The sequence below is a fragment of the Lewinella sp. LCG006 genome, from assembly GCF_040784935.1.
In the GTDB taxonomy this organism is placed as follows: Bacteria; Bacteroidota; Bacteroidia; order Chitinophagales; family Saprospiraceae; genus Lewinella.
Map to the genome: position 1 here is coordinate 4,927,356 of NZ_CP160680.1, position 16,515 is coordinate 4,943,870.

At 44.7% G+C, this 16,515-nt stretch carries 13 protein-coding genes; 7 read left to right on the plus strand and 6 right to left on the minus strand.

Translation table 11 applies throughout. The features are described 5' to 3' along the window. Positions 1-193: 193 nt before the first annotated feature. A complete protein-coding gene (locus AB0L18_RS17670; protein ID WP_367388634.1) occupies positions 194-2,845 on the minus strand; it encodes a DUF5916 domain-containing protein in 2,652 nt (883 codons plus the stop codon). 280 nt (positions 2,846-3,125) lie between these two features. On the opposite strand from AB0L18_RS17670, the gene AB0L18_RS17675 reads away from it, so the two are divergent. The 4 genes from AB0L18_RS17675 to AB0L18_RS17690 all read left to right on the plus strand — a co-directional run bounded on the left by AB0L18_RS17675 (position 3,126) and on the right by AB0L18_RS17690 (position 6,722). Beyond that, positions 3,126-3,983, plus strand: coding sequence for an SH3 domain-containing protein (locus tag AB0L18_RS17675; RefSeq protein ID WP_367388635.1), 858 nt, complete (start codon positions 3,126-3,128; stop codon positions 3,981-3,983). Positions 3,984-4,052: 69 nt separating this feature from the next. Continuing rightward, positions 4,053-4,949 carry a lysostaphin resistance A-like protein gene (locus AB0L18_RS17680; protein ID WP_367388636.1) on the plus strand — a complete coding sequence of 299 codons (897 nt, stop codon included), beginning with the start codon at positions 4,053-4,055 and terminating at the stop codon, positions 4,947-4,949. Positions 4,950-5,005: 56 nt separating this feature from the next. Next, on the plus strand, positions 5,006-5,692 hold the full coding sequence (locus AB0L18_RS17685; protein ID WP_367388637.1) for a transposase: 687 nt from the start codon (positions 5,006-5,008) through the stop codon (positions 5,690-5,692). A 43-nt stretch (positions 5,693-5,735) separates the two neighbouring features. After that, complete coding sequence (locus AB0L18_RS17690; RefSeq protein ID WP_367388638.1) at positions 5,736-6,722, plus strand: NAD(P)H-quinone oxidoreductase; 987 nt, start codon at positions 5,736-5,738, stop codon at positions 6,720-6,722. A 104-nt stretch (positions 6,723-6,826) separates the two neighbouring features. On the opposite strand, the gene AB0L18_RS17695 is transcribed toward AB0L18_RS17690, so the two are convergent. Next, positions 6,827-9,208 (minus strand): TonB-dependent receptor, encoded by a 2,382-nt coding sequence (locus AB0L18_RS17695; RefSeq protein WP_367388639.1) that lies wholly within the window; start codon positions 9,206-9,208, stop codon positions 6,827-6,829. 213 nt (positions 9,209-9,421) lie between these two features. On the opposite strand from AB0L18_RS17695, the gene AB0L18_RS17700 reads away from it, so the two are divergent. The 3 genes from AB0L18_RS17700 (at position 9,422) to AB0L18_RS17710 (ending at position 12,127) form a co-directional block, all read left to right on the plus strand. Beyond that, a complete protein-coding gene (locus tag AB0L18_RS17700; RefSeq protein ID WP_367388640.1) occupies positions 9,422-10,441 on the plus strand; it encodes a sensor histidine kinase in 1,020 nt (339 codons plus the stop codon). Continuing rightward, positions 10,441-11,145: a LytR/AlgR family response regulator transcription factor gene (locus AB0L18_RS17705; protein ID WP_367388641.1), complete on the plus strand. Its 705-nt coding sequence runs from the start codon at positions 10,441-10,443 to the stop codon at positions 11,143-11,145. The genes AB0L18_RS17700 and AB0L18_RS17705 overlap by 1 nt, the downstream gene beginning before the upstream one ends. Positions 11,146-11,338: 193 nt before the next feature. Beyond that, on the plus strand, positions 11,339-12,127 hold the full coding sequence (locus AB0L18_RS17710) for a DUF3050 domain-containing protein (RefSeq protein ID WP_367388642.1): 789 nt from the start codon (positions 11,339-11,341) through the stop codon (positions 12,125-12,127). Between the two features lie 36 nt (positions 12,128-12,163). Here AB0L18_RS17710 and AB0L18_RS17715 read toward each other — a convergent pair whose 3' ends face one another. The 4 genes from AB0L18_RS17715 to ilvC all read right to left on the minus strand — a co-directional run bounded on the left by AB0L18_RS17715 (position 12,164) and on the right by ilvC (position 16,376). Further along, the gene (locus AB0L18_RS17715; RefSeq protein WP_367388643.1) at positions 12,164-12,931 is read right to left on the minus strand and encodes a TIGR03915 family putative DNA repair protein; all 768 of its coding nucleotides are present in this window, start codon (positions 12,929-12,931) and stop codon (positions 12,164-12,166) included. A gap of 8 nt (positions 12,932-12,939) precedes the next feature. Next, positions 12,940-13,668, minus strand: a complete 729-nt coding sequence (locus AB0L18_RS17720) for a head GIN domain-containing protein (RefSeq protein ID WP_367388644.1) — start codon at positions 13,666-13,668, stop codon at positions 12,940-12,942. Between the two features lie 107 nt (positions 13,669-13,775). Beyond that, complete coding sequence (ilvA, locus tag AB0L18_RS17725) at positions 13,776-15,047, minus strand: threonine ammonia-lyase (RefSeq protein WP_367388645.1); 1,272 nt, start codon at positions 15,045-15,047, stop codon at positions 13,776-13,778. 255 nt (positions 15,048-15,302) lie between these two features. Then, positions 15,303-16,376: a ketol-acid reductoisomerase gene (gene ilvC, locus AB0L18_RS17730; protein ID WP_367388646.1), complete on the minus strand. Its 1,074-nt coding sequence runs from the start codon at positions 16,374-16,376 to the stop codon at positions 15,303-15,305. Positions 16,377-16,515: the final 139 nt, after the last annotated feature.

Below are 16,515 nucleotides of genomic sequence, written 5' to 3' on the forward strand. Positions count from 1 at the left end.
ACTCTCCCGACCTTTCGTTGGGTTCGTGGTGGTGCTCGTTACACTCGCGGTCAGGTTAGGTAATACACCTTAAATTTGGGAATAACCCCGAGGGAACATTTGAAAAACCGCGAGCGAAGCGAGCACCCCCGTGAATTCCGAGAATTCGGAATGAGCACTCCCGTGATCCCGACCCTTCGTCGGGTGAGCACCCCTACCTCAAAAACCGATACGTTGCCTTCACCAAAAACACATTTCTGGCATTGTCTCCAAATAGGTTGTCCGACAGACTTCTGGTTAGGCCACGGCTGGGATCACCAGCGGCATTAGCTCCTTGAGACCAAACCAGGAAAAGCTCTGAACCAGGGACGTATTCCCAGCGGAGCACGAGGTTGGAGCGAAATTGGATATAGCTGAAATCAGGATTGTCAAAAGTGTAATCAAAGGCTTGGTCGTTATTGTCATCGACGAGGTAAAATTGGTTTTCGACATCGTAGGAGACGGTCTCAAAAAGGGCGAACCGATCCGCAAAAGTCTTACCGAGTGGATTGTCCGTTATCTTATTGAAATCTTGGTAACGTCCCCTTGAGATGAAAGGCTGACCATAGTACTGGATGGTTAGATCGGGTGTGATATTGTAATTTAGACGTGCTGTTATACTGATTGTTTGCTGGTCGACATTCGCATTGATGTACCTTTTTTCTCCTTCAAATTCCAACTGGGTAACGTATTGTTCCTGACGTTGGTACCGATCGAAGGAAGGGCTGATACTGATGCTCATGGCATTGGTGGGCTGCAATTGTATATAACCACCATAGCTTTGCACTCTTACAATGTTGTGTTTGGTGAGGCCTTGGAAAGTGTTGAGCCCAAATTGTACTTTTTTGCGAGAATCGGTATTCAGATAAGCATTGATACCAAAACCATTTGGACGCCGGAGTAGGGGGCCTCCACGGAGTGCATTTTTTGAAATATCAAGGTTTTCGTAGGTGATGCCTCCGCCGGAAGACCAAAAATTGGCCCATTGCTGGTGAGCATTAGTGTTGACGGCTCGGTACAGGTTCTTGCCGGAAAAATCCCAGCGGCTCCAATGGTTGTAATTCCATTGGAAGCGGCGGAATGTCTTGTTGGGTTTTGTCCACCGACGAGCTCCCCAAAAGAAATAGTTGAGTTCATCCGTATTGACGAGAAAGCCGATGTCATTGAGTTCTAGTTCTGGAGATCGCCAAGTCATGCCGGTTTCAAAAATCCAATCACCACCGTAGTTGGCAATTTTAAAAGTGCCTCCAGTACCCATTAGATGGTTGGCCGTAGTATCAACTTCGAGATGCTCAGCGTCGGGGCGCTGAAAAAGATGTTCAAAAGCTTGTTGGGTAGACTGAATTGATTGGGGGCTTCCGTTGACGCGGCTCCAAAGCAGCTTACCGGTAGCTACCCATTGGTTATCTTTCCAGCGATGAACAACATCAAGCCCTCCTGAATAGGCCGATTCATGTAAAAATGCTAATTCAGGTTGCCCATTAAGATCGCGATTGACTGCGGTGAAAATCCCGCCCACTACCGTATTCCCACCTCTGAAATCTTGTTGAACTCTCCCTACGAAAAAATTGGTGAGGGGTTCGACCACTTCTTTGGTGCGTTCTCCCAGCACATCAATGGTAGCCATCTCTCTTTGGGTAATACTTTCCAGAATGCCGACAGAAAGGCCACTTTCTGTTTTTCCGCTAAATTTGGCAGCTCCCAAAATGGTCGTATTGTTGGGTTGATCAACATAGTAATTTTCACTTGGGTTGGAGTAAATGTTGCGGTGTGGAGCGCCGCCAATTCTGCGGGAATAAAACAAGAGGTCACTATTGAAGTTCCCTCCCGCTTCGGCCTCTGTGATCGCATAATTAAAGATGTTGCGGTTTTCGATAAAAAAAGGCCTCCGCTCATTAAAGAAAATTTGAAACCCGTTGAGATTCAGTGCACCTGGATCTGCTTCTACCTGACCAAAATCCGGGTTGACGGTGAAATCGAGCGTCAAATCAGAGGTGATGCCGATACGACCATCCAGGCCTGCCGTTATGCGGGAATCCGCTCCGGTAGCGAAGGGGTTTCCTTCTTCTGCGGTAAAGGAAGATCGCTGCGCAGAAACATAGGGCTGAATTTCCACTTGCCGCTGCTGTTTTATGTCTTTGATGCCACGCAACTCTCCAAATCGACTTACCCACCCGGGTTCATTCAGCCGAATGGGCTGCCAGGTATCTCGCTCTTGTTCACGAAAATAACGACGGGTTGATTGAATACCCCATACATATTCTTCTGCTTCCCCAAACCGCAATTGGCTGAGTGGAATTCTAACTTCAGCCGTCCAACCTTCCTCATCTACCTGGGTTTTAGCGTACCAAATAGGGTTCCAATTCGCGTCCCAGTTGTTGCCGTCATTGGAGACAAACTCGTCGCCTTTTACGCCTGAAGCAGAGATCGTGAAAGAAAATGCAGAGCGTAGATCGTGATAGCTATCAATATTGATTTCAATCCAGTCGCCAGGAAATCCATCTCTGCGAGACATTCTTCGCTCAATTTTATCAGGCTCGTTGTCGTAGCAGCGGTAAGCTACGTAAAGATTTTTGGCATCATATAGTACTTTCAGCTTAGTCTCTTGTGTAGGTGCTTCACTGTTATAAGGCTCAAATTGTTGATAGTTACCACTCCATTCTACTTGTTCCCAGCAAGCATCGTTGATATTGCCGTCAATTTGTGGGGCATCTCCTTTTACAGCTTCCGTAAATAATATCCTTTTAGGAATAGAGTCATGCTGTTGGGCAGAAAGCGTAAAAAAAGATAGCACAACCAAAAGGTAGGACAGAAGGGGAGATTTCATGCTAGTCGGGTGTTTTTTATACAAGTAAAACAAAGGGTGTTCCTTTTTCAATTTTTTGCGTCAAAAAAAAGACGAGCCAAAAAACGAAAAGTTGCACTAACGTTTTGCCTCGAACGGAAATTAACATTTGAAGAGCCGAGCGAAGCGAACATTGTAACGTTTTTCTTACTTAAAAGAATAACCAACATCCAATTGAACTACTTGACTCGTAATTAATTTCAAGTAATAATTTTGTAAAAATAGTCGTTCACGTAATATCCCATTGCTCAATACACTAGTTATGAAAAACTATCTCGCATCCCTTACCTTTTTTTTATGTGCTAGTACCCTCTTATTGGCACAGGTTCGATACACTGGTGAAGAATACCGCGATTATTACGAGTGGTTCCACCAATACAGCCAAACCCCGGATTTTTATTTGGACGGCACTCAGCTGATCTCCTTTGTAGAAAATACACCAGTAAAACAGCTTCCTCAGACCAATAGTCGCACCTTGGGTACATTGGCCTTGGGGCAAACCGTGACGAATTTTTCCATTCCTGTTGATAAAGCGGTCTATAGTGAACACCATGGTTATCGTGAACAATGGTTCAAGGTGGAAGCCTGTAGTGCTGATGGCAATGTTTACATCGGCTACGTTTGGGGTGGATTTTTAGCCAAAAGCTGGCAGTATTTTGATCTGGAAGAAAAGGGCACTAAATCCCTAATTGCCCTTGGTTTAAGTACGAATCCTCGCCAGGCACCAGAAGATATTCGGGCGATGCTTAAGATTATCCAGAACGGGAAGTTAATCCAGGCACTTGAATTGGATGGTATTTGTCTATTTGAAGACTGTGGTGCAAGTAGTCTCCTGCGGATTTTTGACTTCAATACCAGCGACCAGACCATTGTTTTTGAATCCAGTATTTTTACCGCTGGATGCCTTACGGGAATTGATAAGGCTTTGGTGGCCTGGGATGGCCAGCAACTGACCTTGATTCATCGTGGGGAATATACTACTGGGCAGACTTACGCTAATAATCCCTTGTATCTCCGTCAAGCGACGCAAACCCAGGTGTGTTACTACCAAAATGAAAATAAGGCCTACGATCCCGTTTGGAATTGTCGTACGCTGAATCAAGCTGTAGCGGTACCGTAATCTACTTTTTATCTTATACCTTTATGCGGAGCGTTGCTCAGTTGAGTAAAGCAAAGGTTAAACCGCATAATGATGGAATTATCCTCCCGGCAGCTGCCTTGGTGGCAAAAGCTGCTCTTTCTTATTCTCCAATTGGTCGCCTTTGTACTGCTCGGCCTACTGACGGGCCTGTTGTTAGAGCTAGTAGGGGAGCAATTGCTGCAAAGCCATTTGTGGGAGGAAGAATTACCTGGTTTAATTTGGGGTTGGACCGTCGTACTCGTCAGTGCGCTAACCGCAGCTTATCTCTTAGCTTACGCCCAAACGAAGCAGGGCTGGTCAGCACTAGGCTTCACCACGGTCAGAATGGTCACCAGCTTACAAACAGGGCTATTGGTGGGAGGAAGCATCATAGTGGTGTGCTTTCTGGTCCTTTATTCAGGAGGATGGGTTAAGATTACACAGGTAATTTTTTTGCCAAGAGCCTTTGCGGGGTGGTGCTTGTTTTTTTTGATTCAACCGCTGGCTGAGGAAGTGATTATGCGTTCCTTTTTACAAAATCAACTTCATCGCTATTTTGGTGCCTGGCCAGGGCTGATCGTGACTGCCCTGGTGTTTGGCCTACTACACGTAGGAAACAACGCTTTTACCTGGATTGCTGGTTTGGAGATTGTCCTGGGCGGATTACTTATGGGACAACTCTACCTTTACACTCAAAATATCTGGGCACCTTTTGCCATGCATGCTATTTGGAATTTTTTGCAAAGTACTGTACTCGGGTTTGCCGTCAGCGGAATGGATACTTACCGACTCCTCCACCTTGAAATAAGCGGACCGGAATGGTTGACAGGAGGTGATTTTGGTATCGAAGGTTCTCTCTTGTCAGTATTATTTATTCTCGCAGCAATCATTTACTTTTGGCCTTCTGCCCGGCACGAAGCTCCCTGGAGTAAGTTGGAGACTGGAGATACTTCTCGGGATGGCTGAAGTACCAGACGTGAAACCACATGAGTATTACCGGGAGATGTTGTTAACCTTTCCTGATGAAGCATCAAATACAAAATAATCAGACCACAGCGGCAATCAGACAGGATGGCCCCAATCTCCCAATAATCATGGCATATAACCCGCAAAAACACCGTCGCCGATCCATCCGTTTAAAAGGGTATGATTATTCGCAGGCAGGCTTGTATTTTATTACCATTTGCACCCAAAACCGCGCCTGTTTGTTTGGTGAAATCATAGATGGAGAAATGATATTGAACGATGCCGGAAAAATGATTGCAAAATGGTATGATGAATTGGAAAACAAATTCCCCGATATCCGGTGCCATGAAATGATCACCATGCCCAACCATTTCCATTGCATCATCGAAAACGTCGGTCCCCCCGTAGGGGCAGACCTGCGTGTCTGCCCGAATACCATTACGGATGGTAACAATGGAATTACGGATGATAACACATTGGACGAACAGATATTGGGTGAACAGACATTGGGCGAACACATAGGTTCGCCCCTACATCGGGTGGTGCAATGGTTTAAAACAATGACCACTAATGAATATATACGTGGGGTAAAAACCTTAGGTTGGCAACCGTTCAATGGGAAATTATGGCAACGAAATTATTGGGAACATATCATTCGCAATGAAAATACCTACCATCGCATTGCCGCATACATAATAAATAATCCGAAAAAATGGGATGACGATAAATTGAAGTCGCAATAGCCGACCACTGAGTCATTATTAAACCTACCAGAAAAATCTACCTATGAAAGCGATCCTGTTTGATCAGTTTGGAGGACCGGAAAATTTGTACATCGGTGAAACGGAAGCTCCCGTTCCTGGTCCAGACGAGGTATTGGTAGCGGTGGCCGCCACGGCCCTGAACCGGGCGGATATACTGCAAAGAGAAGGGAAATACCCACCACCGCCCGGAGAAAGTACCATCCTGGGCTTGGAAATGGCTGGAAGGGTAATGGCTTGGGGCGAAAATGTCAGTGGTTTCCAGAAAGGTGATCATGTATGCGGATTATTGCCAGGTGGCGGATACGCTGAGCAGGCCGTTTTACCCGCATCTTTGGTCTTGCCGATCCCGGAAGGCTTGTCCTTTACCCAGGCAGCGGCCATCCCGGAAGTATTCCTGACGGCTTTTCAAGCCTTGGATTGGTTGGCCCTACTACAAGCAGGTGAACGGGTACTGATCCACGCCGGCGGTAGTGGGGTAGGTACCGCAGCGATCCAATTGGCTCGCCTTATGGACGCTGGTGAAATCATCATCACCGCATCCAAAGAGAAACACGAATTTTGTCGTACCCTGGGGGCAATGCATACCATCGATTACAAAAACGAAGATTTCAGCCAAAGGGTAAAAGAAATCACCAATGGGGAAGGGGTTGATGTTTTGATCGACTTTGTCGGCGGACCAAATTTTGCGCCCAATTTGGCAGCATTAGGATTGGATAGCCGTATGGTCATGCTTGCGTTTTTGGGTGGGCCTAATACAGAAGACGCTGTAAACCTGGCGGCTATTTTGCGTAAACGCATCCACATCATGGGCTCAACGCTGCGTTCAAGGTCTAAAGCCTACAAAGCCCAGTTGACCGCTGATCTACAGCAAAAATATTGGGCAGCCTTTACCCAAGGCCACCTGCTCCCCATCGTGGATAGTGTCTACCCTTGGGAGCAGGTGGCTGATGCTCATCGCTACATGGAGGCCAACCAAAATACAGGTAAAGTAATTTTGGAGATTTCGTAAAGACACGAGGTTTTACTTCGTAGCAGGAAAAAGTCCACGCAAGCTCTTGAAATCCTTAAGTATCTTTCTATGTGTCCATTAACACAAGGCAAAACTAACGATAATTACCTTCTCCTTCCTCCTGAATACTCCATTGCTTCTCCCTTGCCAAATCCGTAGCTAAGGCCCAGGGTGATGAAGCGTCCTCGTTGACCAAAGTTGTAAATGTAGAAGTCGTTTTGAAGAATTTCACTTTCCCGATTTCTGGAGGCAAAAACATCTCTTACACTTAGGTTGAGAATTGTTTTACCATTCATGATCTTCTTCCTTACGCCTAGGTCAATGAAGAAGTTATCACTGACGGCTTGTTGTACCGTCTGGTATTTTGAATTGTACTGGCCAGTGACCTCAAAATCAATCGCTGCCGGGAATTTTATCTTGGTCGTCAATTTGGATGACCACTGGTCGGCACTAAAATCGAACGTTTTGTCTTCAAATACTCCTTGGCGGTTGAAGTAATTGTAGTTGAAATCACCATTCAGCGAGAGCCATTTATTCGGACTGTACTTCCCATTTAATTCTATACCAGTGGCTCGGTTGGTGCCGATATTGATGGGCCTGAGTGTATTTACATTGTTTTCAAACGTAGAAACCTGCTCAACGACATCGGTTGTGTAACGTTGATAAACTCCTAAATTCAAGGATACTTTTTCGAAAATGTAGATGCTATTGATTTCGTAGGCATCCGTAAATTCAGGATTCAAGGATGGATTACCCGTTCTGATCGAGAAGTTGTTGCGGATATTGAAAAATGGGTTGAGGTCCCATAGGCGGGGACGGAAAATGCGTTTCGAGTAGCCAGCCTGTAGGGAGAAACGATCGGTAACTTTAAAAGAAGTATGCAAGCTGGGGAAGAGGTTGGTATAATTTTGTTGATTTTTTTCTGCCGTATTGGTAAGTACCGTAGACAAATCGGTCATCTCCATGCGCAACCCTGCTTTTACGCCCCAGCGTTCTCCTTCGTAAGCACCTGTGCTATATACCCCTAGTACCTTTTGGTCGAACTCGAATACGTTGGTTAAGCCCGGATCTTCCACCCATTCATTATTTACTAAGTTGGAAACAGCATAGTCATTGGCAACATCAGTAATGACGTATTGGCTTCCTACTTCCAAGGTTACTTTTTCTGAAAAAGGCTTGGTGTAATCGGCTTGGAAGGTATACTTGGTTTCGCTAAAAGCAGTTGCAGTCTGCTGATTACTAGGTGCTTCACTACCCGTAATAGTCGCATTTTCGAATGCTGAAGATTGGTCTTTTCCGAAGAAATTGCCTAATGCGCTAAAAAGGAAAGTATGGTCTTTATCGTCTTCAAAGTCTTTTTTGTATTGGAGTTCATACTGCCATTTGGGATTGGTGGCTTCGGTGTTTTCTTGCCGGTACCATTCAGAAACGAGAAGGTCATCTCCTGCCAATTGGCGGAAGTTGGTAAGGGAGGGTTGCTCTTCTATTTCGTAGGCAAAATTTCCTGAAAGGGTTAATACATTCAGGGAATTGATATGATAGTCCGTACCCAGGATAAAATTGTAGAAGGTTTCATTTCTATAGTCGGTACCTGTACTCAGAATAGTTGTACCGGTAAGTAAATCTTGATTGATGGTATTGTTGTTTTGGGGCAATTCCCGGTAGCCAACTCCAATTTGGCTGAAAAGATTAAATTTCTCTGTGCGGCGGTTTAAGCTCAATCCGATACTATGGTTGTCAGGAATACCTGTATTAACGGATATCGAGCCGTTGATGCCTTTTTTCTCTTCTTTTTTAAGAACAATATTGATGATACCGGCAGTACCTTCTGCATCGTATTTTGCCGACGGGTTGGTGATGACTTCGATCCGGTCGATCATATCTGCGGTAATGGTACCTAGGGCACTGCCTTCATCATTGGCCAGAACGGAGGGTTTGCCATTGATGAGTATTTGTACGCCGCTGCTGCCCCGGAGGCTGATCTGTCCTTCAATACTGACATTTACAGAAGGTACGTGATTGAGGAGCTCTAGGGCACTGGCACCGTTGCTGCTTAAATCCTGGCCGACATTGAAGACTCTTCGGTCTAACTTGAACTCTGTCTGCGATTTTTCGGCAAGAACAACTACTTCCTCAAGGGTTTGGCTGTTTTCGGATAAATAGACAGTTCCTAGGTCAACCTTGTTGGATTGTACTTGAAAATCGGTAATTCTTTGCGCAACGTAGCCAATAAAACTAATTTCGAGGTAGATGCTATCGGTATCAGCAGTGATGGAAAAAGTACCGTCTTCTAAGGTGGTGGTACCTGTCAGTACGGTATTGTCCTGGCTATTGCCCACCATGATGGTTGCAAACTCAATAGGCGATTGACTTTGGTAATCCAGGACTTTGCCAGTGATGAGAATAGCCCCATTTTGACTGTGGAGTAGCCCGCCAACAAGCATCAGGCAGACCGCAAAAAAGGAGCGTTTAAAGATAGATTTCATCGGGTATTTTTTTTCTTAATGGATGTATACCACAAATAAAAGGACGTTTGCAGGAAGAGGGAAAAATATTCTTTGAACGACGAGATAGAACCCGTCAACAGCAACTTCTACAGATAGCAGAACAATGAGGTCGTTGAGCCGTAAAGATGAACGGTTGGGCTATTATCACCAGGAAGTACATCTGAAATGCGTAGTTTTAGGAGTATGATAAATATGCCAAAACAAGGATCGGCTTCCAGAGCTAAAGAAATTGCTTTCCAGGTAGTACTGCATCTACTGGTTTTTTCCTTTTATGCCATAGATCGAAAGAATCCCCAGATAGAGGAATCGGAGGTGGTGTTTTTTATCAATCTGGCGGTAGTCGCCTTTGTGATTAATTACATTTTCTTACCTCGATTTTTTTACAAAAAAAAGTACTTAACCTTTGCATTGGCGGTAGTGGGCATTATTGCTTTCACCTTGGTAATGGAGGAATTGGTTTTGGAGCAGATTTATTTTCCAGCAACCAGAGGTACGACCTTCCCTGGCGTATTTTACACCTTGTTAAGTATTCTTCCCGTAGTCACAATATTGGTAGGTTTCCATTTTGGTTGGGACGCTTTCCGGAAGGAGCGAGAGTTAGAAGAATTACAAGGTGCGATTAAAGAAAGTGAACTCCAATTTTTGAAATCCCAAATCAACCCCCATTTCTTATTCAATAATCTCAATAACCTCTATGCACATGCGATTGAGAACTCTCCAAAAACACCCGATATCATCCTGGAATTATCGGCGGTATTAAGGTACATGCTCTACGACTGTAAAGCAGAATATGTGCCTTTGAGCAAGGAGATGGAGCACATTGGGAATTTTATGAAAATCAGCGAGCTACAGATCGAAGAAAGAGGGAGCGTAAGCCTGACGGTAGAGGATATAGAAGAACGCTACCAAATAGCACCTTTGTTGCTCATTGTTTTTATAGAAAACGCTTTTAAACATAGTACTGCCAGCCAAACGGATAACATCTCAATAGAAGTAGATATCCGCGTGTTGAAGGGTGGGGTTCTTAAATTTTCTTGTGTGAATTCTTACCATCCTCAATCAAATATCGATAGTTTATCCAGTGGCATTGGTTTAGAAAATGTGAAGAAGAGGTTGGACTTACTTTATCCTCAAGCTCACGAGTTGGTGATCAATAAAACAGCAGATCGCTTTGAAGTGATCTTAACGCTGCAACTTAATAATGCTAGCTAATGATGAATTGTATAATCATAGAAGATCAACCACCAGCGCAGCGTATCCTCAAAAAATACATTGAAGATATTGGAACCCTCACGCTGAAAGCAACCTTTACGGACGCCCTTCAAACCATGGAGTTTTTAAAGACGCAAGAGATAGATTTGATGTTTTTAGATATTCATCTACCAAAAATATCAGGGATCGATTTTCTTAAAACCATACCCAATGCTCCTGCTGTTATCCTGACTACTGCTTTCCCTGACTATGCTTTAGAAAGCTATGAATTTAGTGTGGTCGATTATTTATTGAAACCTTTTTCGTTTCAACGCTTCGTTAAAGCAGTTGCCAAAGTGCCCGTAAAAAACAAACAAGTAAGCATTTTTTCACCCAGTGAAGAGAAGGCGAACTTTCGAAAAGAGCTGTTTATCAAATCTGGTTATGAATTGGTAAAAGTCCTTGTCGATGATATTCTCTACATAAAATCAGAGGGCGATTATACCGAGCTTTTCTTGCCTGAAAAAAAACACTTGTCATCGGAACCATTAAGGTTTTGGGAAGAGCAATTGGATAAGAATCAGTTTATTAGAGTTCACAAATCTTATTTGATCCATGCGGGAAAAATTGAAAAGATAGCTGGTAATCAAATTTATCTAAAAGAAAAAGCCATTGTCCCGATCGGTAGAACCTACAAGGATGAGTTTTTGGCGAAAATAAATTAGTGGCTTTTCTGCTTGTATATTGGTGGATAATCATCAATAAATGCCAAGAATCATTAGCAAAAAGTTGCTGAATTGTAGCTTTCTGAAAAGAGATTCTCAGTGAAATGTCAAAATATTTACACTGCTTGTAAGAATTAACAACTTTCCCAAACCACCGTAAAAGTGAGCTGTTTCATCACCAAAAATCGAAACAATGGAACAAACTACACGGATTGAAAAACGCCTGGCACCCATGCGCAAAGCGCTTACGGAGCACCGCCTTTATGAGCACTTACAGCGAGTGGAGGATATACGTAGCTTTATGGAAAGTCATGTCTTTGCGGTATGGGATTTTATGTCCTTGCTAAAGGCACTACAACAGCTTTTGACCACCACCACTACGCCTTGGGTGCCAAGTGCCAACCCCCAATTAGCTAGATTTATCAACGAAATCGTTCTTGAGGAAGAGAGTGACGTCAACGAAGAGGGTGAACCTCAGAGCCACTTCGAGATGTACTTAAGTGCAATGGAGCAAATTGGTGCTAATACGGAATTCATCCACCAATTTATAGATCAGATCAAGTTGGGTAAGGACATCGAAACAGCTGCACAAAGCATTGATCTTGATCCTGCGGTTCTCAAATTTGTACAGTTTACTTTTGCAACCATTAATAGTGGAGAAGCACACAAGATTGCGGCGGCATTTACTTTTGGTCGGGAAGATGTGATTCCCGATATGTTCCTTGCCATCATCAAAGATGAAGCACAAAAAGTTGGTCGTGATCAATACACCAAATTAAGCTATTACCTCAAGCGCCATATCGAACTCGACGGCGATGAGCATGGCCCTTTAGCGCTAAGGATGATCGCTGCACTCTGTGGGGAGGATCAACAAAAATGGGAAGAAGTGGCCCAAACCGCTGAGGCCGCTTTGGCTCATCGAATAGGTTTGTGGGATTATATCGCTAACTCGATCAGCGAACAATCTCTGGCGGCGGTTTAATGAGATGGGGGAGGGGAGGGAATGTAATCCTTAGCATTAAAATTGTTCCCGTTTTTCCGACAAATACTTCCAATAGCGACGGGGTACATGTTGCAAGTGCAGCTTGGGGTTTTTTCGTTCCTTGATATTTACGCTATCAAAGTAACTCTTCCATAGTACCTGGTATGCTACTTCCTGCTCTGCCATCATATCTGCGGGCAATTGCCGGTATTGTAAGGCGTGATCATTGGCAAAACTGACAAATTCGGTTTGTTGCTGGTCGTAATAAATTCCATAACGGCGACGGCTATCGTAGATCAGCCACTGCTGGGCAGGGTATCTTTTTTCAAAATGGTCGGGAAGAAGGGGGAGGACGTTGAAGTCGGGCTCGATGACGGCATAGTAAATATCATCCTGCGTTCGCTGGAAGCGTACAAATGCGTGCATCCGGTGTACCTCCCGGCCAATTTTCTTTTTGATTTGGTGGAGCTTTAAAACCGTGTCATCCCCATAATTATCGCTGATGTCTTTAGGGCTGTCCATTATTTTTTGGACAAAATCATAAATCAATTTTCCCACTTCAGGAAATTCGGAAAGAAAGCAATGCTCCAGTAACCGAAGGCTTTTTTTTCCTCCTTTTTTGAGGATGCCTTTCTTTACCCGATCGGCCCAGGCTTCGTTGGTCGCTACAGCAAGCGGTGTTTCAAACAAGCTACCTTGCCACTCTTCAGTGGGAACAATTGCTGTAGCGACCGTTTTTAAGCGGTAAGTCTCGAAAATGACACTGAGTAAACCTTCAAAAGAGCCGTCGTAAGTAAAAGTCATAAATACACTTATCTACCGCTCATGGATTGTAAATCCCCAGAGCCAGAAATTCTTGATTGTACATTGGGGCTACCTTTGTAATAAACATCACCGGAACCAGAGACCCGTACATTAAGGTTTTTGGTAGCATGCACTTTAGCACCGCCGGAGCCAGAAATTCTTACCTCGCAGTTGCCGCTCATGAGTTCTTTAGCATCAATATCACCGGAGCCAGAGATAGAAATACTGAGATCTTCGGTGCTGCCGTCGAGCTCGATATCACCAGAGCCACTAATGGCAGCTTGAATGCTGCGGGCGGTCGTTTTAAAGCGTAGATCACCGGAACCAGAAATACCTACTTCCACAACGTCATTACCCGTAAAAGTGTTCTCCGTGTAGATGTCGCCAGATCCTGAAAGCTTTACATAAGTCATCCGAGGAACAGTGATATAGATTTTTATCGGCGCGTGATCATCAATGTTTTCTTCGGTCTTGATTTTCCAGATATTACCTTCGACGTTTGTTTCCAGTAGATCGATGATGTTTTGCTGGGCAGAGACCCTTACCGATTGGGTATTGCCTTGCTTGAGGTAGACATCAGCACTGATATTTAGGCTTACGCCAGAAAAATTGCTGAGTTGTAATTCTTTTTCTACAACGGGCCCTTTTCCATCAATACCATTGTTCCACCATTTTTGGGCTTGGACATTGGAAAAAAAGCATAAGGCGAAAATGGGAAGCATTAGAAGGTATTTCATCTAGGTATGTTTTTAGTGTGTGAAATAAAAGAATCCTATCTGTTTTCTTGCTGCTCCTAAAGACTTCACTACTTTTTAAAGGTTGCAATACGGAATATTTTAGCTACTCAAATCAATAACTCAAAAAGCATTTTACTATCATTGAGGGGTTGGTAATCGATTTGATGTTTATCCATCCGCTGCACCAGCTGTTCGTAGTCGCCTCTTTCTTTAACCTGAAGGCCAACCAGTGCTGGGCCAGTACCACGATTGTGTTTTTTTGTGTATTCAAAATGGGTGATATCGTCATCGGGACCTAATACTTTGGTGAGAAAATCCTTCAGTGCTCCGGCGCGTTGGGGGAACCTGATGACGAAATAGTGCTTGAGCCCTTCGTAGAGCAAGGCCCGTTCTTTGATCTCTTCGGTTCTGGTAATGTCATTGTTACCACCACTGATCACGCACACTACGTTTTTGCCTTTAATTTTATCCGCATACTGCTCCAGGCCGGCTAAAGTAAGGGCACCCGCTGGTTCTACCACCAGGCCTTCTTCATTGTACAGTTGCAAAATTAAACTACAGATTTTTCCTTCATCTACCAGGAGTATATCATCGAGTACTTGTTGGGCTATTTTGAACGTAAGGTCTCCTACCTGGCGTACGGCCGCTCCATCTACGAAGCTGTCAATTTGTTCCAGGTTGACGACTTTGCCTGCTTTCAGGCTTTCGTACATGGCGGGAGCACCGGCTGGTTCTACGCCGATTATCTTTGTGCTAGGGCTGATTTGTTTTACATAACTGCCTATTCCTGCGGATAAGCCACCACCACCTACAGGTACAAAAATGTAGTCGATGGGCCCGTTGGCACTATCGAGTATTTCTACCCCCACGGTTCCCTGTCCGGCAATGGTGCCGGGGTCATCAAAAGGATGCACAAAGCCGCGACCTTCTACTTTAGCACAGAGCATTGCTTCCGCATAAGCATCGTCATAGGTGTCACCGGTAAGGACGACTTCGACGAAACTTTTACCAAAGAGCTTTACCTTTTTTACCTTTTGTTTAGGGGTCACGATCGGCATGAATATCTTGCCGTGAACTTGCATCTTCTGACAGGCAAAGGCTACTCCTTGGGCGTGATTACCCGCACTTGCACACACCACTCCGTTTTTGAGTTGTTCCTCCGTCATGGTGGCCATGTTGTTGAAGGCTCCCCGAATTTTGTAGGAACGAACAACTTGCAAATCTTCTCTTTTTAACAAAAGATTGCATTCGTACAGCTCCGAAAAGCGGTAATTCGGTAACATGGGCGTAATGTCAGCAATGCCTTTCAGGCGTACTTTGGCCTGGTAAATTTGCTCTACGCTAAGCAGTGAAGTGTTGGAAGTAATGGGCTTAGCCATTGTCGGTGATTTCGAATACGTGTAAAAAACAGAACTGAACTTTGGTAAAGTCCGTAGTGAGATGCGGGCTGCTTTACGCCCTTGGAGTAGAGGATATAGAGATGGAAGGACCAATTTTCATTAATTTCCCTCTTGGATAATCAACTTCGAGGATCGCGGGACGATCAACGAAGGTAAAATCCCTCTACCTTCTACCTCAAGGGGGGCAATCGCCCCGCATCCCTCTACGACTTTCGCCTAATAGCAAACTTCAGGTTAACCAACTTCCTGTTCTTTGGCCGCAGGTTGATTTTCCGGACGTAGGCTTCTTACCGTACGGCCCGCTTGCCACATCTCACTGTTATGCAATTCTGAAAGCTCCGCCTCAAGTTTTACCCGGTAGTCTGGCTGGCTGTTTGAGTCAATTGAGCGTTGGGCTTCCTTACCAGAAGCAACGCTGTCGTACAGGTCATTAAAGACGGGGAGTACAGCATCACGGAATTTGTTTTTCCAGTCAAGGGCACCACGCTGTGCGGTGGTTGAACAATTGGCGTACATCCAGTCCATACCGTTTTCAGCAACCAATGGCATAAGACTTTGTGTAAGTTCTTCTACCGTTTCATTGAAGGCCTCACTTGGAGAGTGTCCCCGTTCGCGTAATACGGAATATTGGGCCTCAAAGATTCCCTGAATAGCACCCATAAGGGTTCCGCGCTCGCCAGTAAGGTCGCTGTATACTTCTTTTTTGAAGGTCGTTTCGAATAAATACCCAGAACCAATACCGATACCCAAAGCGATCACCCTTTCTTTGGCACGGCCCGTAGCATCCTGGTGGATCGCGTAAGAAGAATTGAGTCCGCGGCCTTCGACAAACATACGGCGCAAGCTGGTACCACTCCCTTTGGGAGCTACGAGGATAACATCGACATCAGCAGGTGGAACAATGCCCGTACGGTCGAGGTAAGTAATACCAAAACCGTGAGAAAAATACAAAGCTTTACCAGGGGTAAGGTGCTTCTTGATGGTTGGCCACATCGCAATCTGAGCAGCATCAGAGAGTAGATACTGGATCACTGTTCCTTTTTCGGCAGCTTCTTCAATAGAAAACAGGGTTTCTCCGGGTACAAAGCCGTCAGCGATGGCTTTATCCCACGATTTTGAAGGCTGGCGTTGTCCTACAATGACATGGAAACCATTGTCTCTCAGGTTGAGTGCTTGGCCAGGGCCTTGTACACCATAGCCAATAATCGCGATGGTCTCTTCCTTTAAAACGGTTTGCGCTTTTTCTAATGAGAATTCTTCCCGGGTAGCTACATTCTCTTCGGTGCCACCAAAATTCAATTTTGCCATGATATGCGGATTTTTCTAAGTTGTTAAATTATTAGTGGGCAGCCTCAGCCAATTACCCAATCAAAGTTCAAAAATGGACATTATTCTTTGCTCTATACAGCTTTGTAGGGCCTTCATTTAGCCAAAATTACGATGGCTT

Excerpts from the sequence above, each read along its gene's own strand:
- ilvA (WP_367388645.1), bottom strand. The coding sequence starts at position 15,047 with ATGGCTAAGCCCATTACTTCCAACACTTCACTGCTTAGCGTAGAGCAA.
- AB0L18_RS17695 (WP_367388639.1), bottom strand. The coding sequence starts at position 9,208 with ATGAAATCTATCTTTAAACGCTCCTTTTTTGCGGTCTGCCTGATGCTT.
- AB0L18_RS17680 (WP_367388636.1), top strand. The coding sequence starts at position 4,053 with ATGATGGAATTATCCTCCCGGCAGCTGCCTTGGTGGCAAAAGCTGCTC.
- AB0L18_RS17690 (WP_367388638.1), top strand. The coding sequence starts at position 5,736 with ATGAAAGCGATCCTGTTTGATCAGTTTGGAGGACCGGAAAATTTGTAC.
- ilvC (WP_367388646.1), bottom strand. The coding sequence starts at position 16,376 with ATGGCAAAATTGAATTTTGGTGGCACCGAAGAGAATGTAGCTACCCGG.
- AB0L18_RS17705 (WP_367388641.1), top strand. The coding sequence starts at position 10,441 with ATGATGAATTGTATAATCATAGAAGATCAACCACCAGCGCAGCGTATC.
- AB0L18_RS17710 (WP_367388642.1), top strand. The coding sequence starts at position 11,339 with ATGGAACAAACTACACGGATTGAAAAACGCCTGGCACCCATGCGCAAA.
- AB0L18_RS17670 (WP_367388634.1), bottom strand. The coding sequence starts at position 2,845 with ATGAAATCTCCCCTTCTGTCCTACCTTTTGGTTGTGCTATCTTTTTTT.
- AB0L18_RS17720 (WP_367388644.1), bottom strand. The coding sequence starts at position 13,668 with ATGAAATACCTTCTAATGCTTCCCATTTTCGCCTTATGCTTTTTTTCC.
- AB0L18_RS17675 (WP_367388635.1), top strand. The coding sequence starts at position 3,126 with ATGAAAAACTATCTCGCATCCCTTACCTTTTTTTTATGTGCTAGTACC.
- AB0L18_RS17715 (WP_367388643.1), bottom strand. The coding sequence starts at position 12,931 with ATGACTTTTACTTACGACGGCTCTTTTGAAGGTTTACTCAGTGTCATT.
- AB0L18_RS17685 (WP_367388637.1), top strand. The coding sequence starts at position 5,006 with ATGAAGCATCAAATACAAAATAATCAGACCACAGCGGCAATCAGACAG.
- AB0L18_RS17700 (WP_367388640.1), top strand. The coding sequence starts at position 9,422 with ATGCCAAAACAAGGATCGGCTTCCAGAGCTAAAGAAATTGCTTTCCAG.